This is a genomic window from Aquiflexum sp. TKW24L (assembly GCF_023502205.1).
GTDB lineage: Bacteria > Bacteroidota > Bacteroidia > Cytophagales > Cyclobacteriaceae > Cognataquiflexum.
This window is the reverse complement of sequence record NZ_JAMFLG010000073.1, coordinates 1-4,487: the sequence shown is the minus strand read 5'-3', so window position 1 is coordinate 4,487 and position 4,487 is coordinate 1. Positions and strand designations below refer to the sequence as shown.

2 protein-coding genes are annotated in these 4,487 nt (G+C 41.4%); both read left to right on the top strand.

All coding sequences use genetic code 11. From position 1 onward, the window contains the following. Positions 1-68 precede the first annotated feature (68 nt). A complete protein-coding gene (locus M3O96_RS21750; RefSeq protein WP_249725332.1) occupies positions 69-932 on the top strand; it encodes an RnfABCDGE type electron transport complex subunit B in 864 nt (287 codons plus the stop codon). Positions 933-1,919: 987 nt separating this feature from the next. Beyond that, positions 1,920-4,037, top strand: coding sequence for a fibrobacter succinogenes major paralogous domain-containing protein (locus M3O96_RS21745; protein ID WP_249725329.1), 2,118 nt, complete (start codon positions 1,920-1,922; stop codon positions 4,035-4,037). The last annotated feature ends 450 nt before the right edge of the window (positions 4,038-4,487 follow it).

Genomic DNA, 4,487 nt, shown 5'->3' with positions numbered 1-4,487 from the left:
ACAACATCCGTCATCGGACATCGGTCATCCGACCACCTAATAACCATTAACAAATAACCACACACCAAATGACCATCCTAACAGCCTTACTTGCACTCGGCGGACTGACGCTTCTCTTGGCACTGATGCTGATCGTGGCCAATACCAAACTCTATGTCTATGAGGATCCAAGGATCGATGAGGTCGAAAGCATGCTTCCCCACGCCAACTGCGGTGCCTGTGGCTTCCCAGGATGCAGGCCTTTTGCGGAAGCCTTGGTCAAAGGAGATATGCTGCCCGGAAAATGTACCGTCAGCAGTGAAGATGGCCGAAAAGCCATTGCTTCCTACCTCGGCGTGGATGCAGGTGCGGAAGAAAAACGGGTCGCAAGATTGGCTTGTGCCGGCGGTGTCAATGTCGCCATCAACCGAGCAACATACGAAGGCCTGTCAAGTTGTCGGGGTGCAGCGCTGATTTCGGGTGGTGGCAAAGGATGTTCTTGGGGTTGTCTCGGACATGGAGACTGCGAGACGGTCTGCGATTTTGATGCGATTTCGATGAATGAATTTGGGCTTCCCGTAGTCGATGAAGCCAAGTGTACCGCTTGCGGAGACTGTGTGGAAGTGTGTCCCAAGGATCTTTTTACACTTCAGCCCATCAGCCGCCGCCTTTGGGTGGCCTGCAAAAGTCAGGAAGCGGGAGATGGTGTTCTCGAAGACTGCGAAGTCGGCTGTACCGCTTGCGGCAAATGCGCCATGGATGCACCCGATCTCATTACCATGAAGTACAACCTTCCTGTGATCAACTATTCCGGAAGACATCAAACCCAAGTTCCGATCCAACGCTGCCCTACCGGTGCCATTGTATGGCTGGATGAAAAAGCAGGTCCCATCAAAGGTCCCGAAGCCAAAAAGATTATACGGAAGGGGAAATTGAGAATGGGGGAAAGTTAAGATAATGATGAATTCATAATGATGAATTACCGGCTTCGTCATGCTGAACCGGAGCTTGCGGAGGTGAAGCATCTCTTTACTTTTTGAGACTCTTCGCTACACTCAGAGTGACGTCTCCGATAATTCGTCATTGGTATGAGAGCCGAGAGAAAAATTAATTCTGAATTCATAATGATGAATTGATTGAAGCGTCATGGTGAGTCTTGGACACTTGAAAATGTTTAGAAAGGGGAATAACAATTTGGAATATTGAGGTTCAATAGGAATGTGGCTTTAGCCCATTCATAAATAAATACCGATCAAAAAATCGGCTTTAGCCAAAACAAAAAGATTGAATTTATGAAGGTGGATAGGATTTGGCTAAAGCCGGGGAGATCTATGCTTTCCTTTCACCTCCAGCTAAAGCAGGAGGAAATTTAATCGAAAAAATAAGTTTATCGAAATAAGAATCAAGATATCCTAAGCTTGGGATGTCATGTTTAAGAGGTACAACTGTAGGATCTCCAATATAAAAGAAGCGATAGAAAAATGGATTCTCCCTAGGCTAAAGGGAACATTATAGTGGACCCAGAAGTAACTCAAGAGTAACCCAGACACGGAGTATCCCTAACTCAGACACGGAGTATCCCTAGCTAGGACACGTAGTATGGTTAGGGGAAGGTGTACGGAAGGTTAACGGAAGGTATACTAAAGGATAACGCTGGTATAGATGGGGAGAGCTGATGGATGGGCTTGAATGATTCTTATACTCCCTTACCGGTGCCATCGTATGGTTGGATGAAAAAGCAGGTCCCATCAAAGGCCCCGAAGCCAAAAAATCATCCGCAAAGGGGAAGTTGAAAAATGGGGGAAAGCTAATTTTTACTAAAACTGTTTTTTCAATTTGCGGAAAATGCCAATAATTATGGATTTTTTTCTCTGAGTTAACTTTTATAATGCAGAACTTTAGTATGGATTTTAGATCTGATTACCAATAAATCTTAAGCCATGAGATGGTATATTTTTCTTTCTGCAATAGTTATCCTAACGCTCTCAGCCTGTGATGTAGAAGAGGTTCCTGTATTGGTCAAAGAGAAATATATCGGAACGGTCAGGACGGAATTTGTTACTCATCAGATAATCAGTTTCTATCCAGGAGCAATGGAGGAGAATCCGGATGATAGCCTAATTACTTTTGAAGGAGAATTGGGGGGTGTTCCCATTTCAGCCGGCAAAACTGGAGATGTGGTAATTTTTGTTGTACCGAATCTTCCGGCAGGAACCCAGCAGCTAAAACTCAAAATCGGTTACGAATTCAGAATATGGGACGTTACAGTAGTAGACAAACCATTTGAAATAGCTGATATTTCAGGGTTTTGGAATGAGTACTTTTCCGGTAGCGATGTCATCAATGACAGCCTAAAAACCGATTTCCGATTGAAATTTTATGCTCAGGAAGCAGAAAAATGGACCGGTTATTTTAAATCCAAATTATCTCAATTATCTCCTTCTGAAAAAAATGAATTGATATATATCATTTATAGAAATGACTTTTATAAACTGATTCCCTATTATTTTAAAGTTGAAGGAGCGTTTGAAAACTGCTTAGAAGCTCAATTCGCTGTTTATTCCAAAAATTCTTTTGATGAAGGTGATAGTCAAAGAAAACTAAAGTCAAACATGGTTTATTTGCCTTCTTCGGGAATTAACGATGCACTTTTGGCTTTTATAGGAGATTTGATTTGGAGGCACAATGGAATAATTGAATTTTTGGCTCAGAAGGTGTTTTCCTGCCCTATTTTAAGAGATGTATTGCTGGAAACTAAATGGGGTCCGGTAGGCATCGATCCTATTATTTTTAATTCTGGGGATACCTTGGGTTTCAAATTAACAGGGGTTTATTCCCGATTAAATGAATTTGACAGGAGTCTATATCTTGATCCAAATAGATTGGGGTTTATCGCGAGTTATTTTGATATAGACAAATTTCAAAAATTGGCAGATCAAAAGTTTTTATATGCTTTGAATGAAAAGAAGAAACTTGATTTGCCTCCCATTTCAAGCGCTCAACACTATTTCTACTTAGGCAATCAGAAAGAGGAAAAACCATTGATTGATTACAGTTTCGAAGTTGAGGCCATCTCAAATCCAGACGTAATTGTTTCCCAAACAAGCCAACAAGGAGATCAGGTATTGTTGACTTTTGAGAGAAAAAAAACTGAACTCCAAGACTTTCAGTTTACACTTAATTTTGTCCAGTCCGGCTTTTCAGTTTCCAGATTTATCAAAGGAACGATGGCAAAAACTTCTGAATTAATCCTGGATCTGAGTTTTGACAGCGGTACCGCTAACTTGCAGATTCTTTCCGGAGAGCTCCCCTATCAAATTGAGTGGAGCAATGGGGTCACAGAACAAAAGCAGGTGAAGTTTAACGCAGGTAACTATTCAGTAAAAGTCACAGATGGAAATGGTTCAGAAGAGTTAATGGACTTCTCCATACCGGAATTTGGAACAGTCCAAGACCGGGAGGGAAATGAGTACCAGACCGTCAAAATCGGAAATCAGTGGTGGATGGCGGAAAACCTTCGAAATATCACCAGAAAAGATGGGAAACTTATTCAGGAAAGAGAATATTGGCCTTCACCAAACCCTTACAATCCCATAGATTTTGATTATGCATCCTTTTCCTACTATGATAATGATCCTGAAAATGACAAGGAGTATGGTAAATTGTATAATTTCCATTCCTATGTTGGCTGCTTGTGTCCCGAAGGCTGGGGGATTCCCACATTTCAGGATTTTACAAATATGGCCAATGAACTAGGAGGACTTAGTGTTGCAGGAAAAAAATTAAAGAGCCGAAGTACATGGAAAGAATCAATATTCAATTCTACCAATGAATCGGGATTTAATGCAAAACCGGGAGGGATGAAAATTAACAACAATATTTATGAAAGCGAGAATATTTTTGTGGGATGGTGGGTAATTGGACCAAATGTGCCCAACAGAATAGCCTCTTTGGATGTAGGAAATAATGAATTAAAACTCACAACCCGAGGTTCCTTTTTTTTTGAAGGCCATTATATCCGATGCATCAAAAAAGTCGAAGACGAGCCTTCCTGTTGAACCTCTTGAATTTAAAATTCCTGAAGAGCAGGGCTAGGCTTAGAGACGGAATTCTTTGTTACCAAAAAGTTTTCTATTCAACTAAATCCATACCTTAACCTTCATGGATTAATTTTGACTGATGGAGAAGACTATCCGGAACGAATTCTTGTCTTTCCTCTACTTTTAAGATAAGGCTACTCTGAGGCTCCCAACTAGGTGTAGTATAGCGATTGATTTTGGACTGGATGGAATTACAATTCCCTTCTAAGCCTAGTATACATCTGATGCTGCGGCTGGGTGGGATTTGCCTACCCTACACCTGGCCCAAGGCAAAAATGATCCATAGGGATCATTTCTAAAAGCCTTGTCCTACCCTTTTATCCTTCCATCCACGATAGCAATCGGGATGAAATTGGACTATTCATCCAAATTCTCTAACGAAAAAAGGTTCCTGATCATTTGAATTTC

Bases quoted from the DNA above. Each gene is read 5' to 3' on its own strand.
- M3O96_RS21750 (WP_249725332.1), top strand. From the start codon at position 69: ATGACCATCCTAACAGCCTTACTTGCACTCGGCGGACTGACGCTTCTC.
- M3O96_RS21745 (WP_249725329.1), top strand. From the start codon at position 1,920: ATGAGATGGTATATTTTTCTTTCTGCAATAGTTATCCTAACGCTCTCA.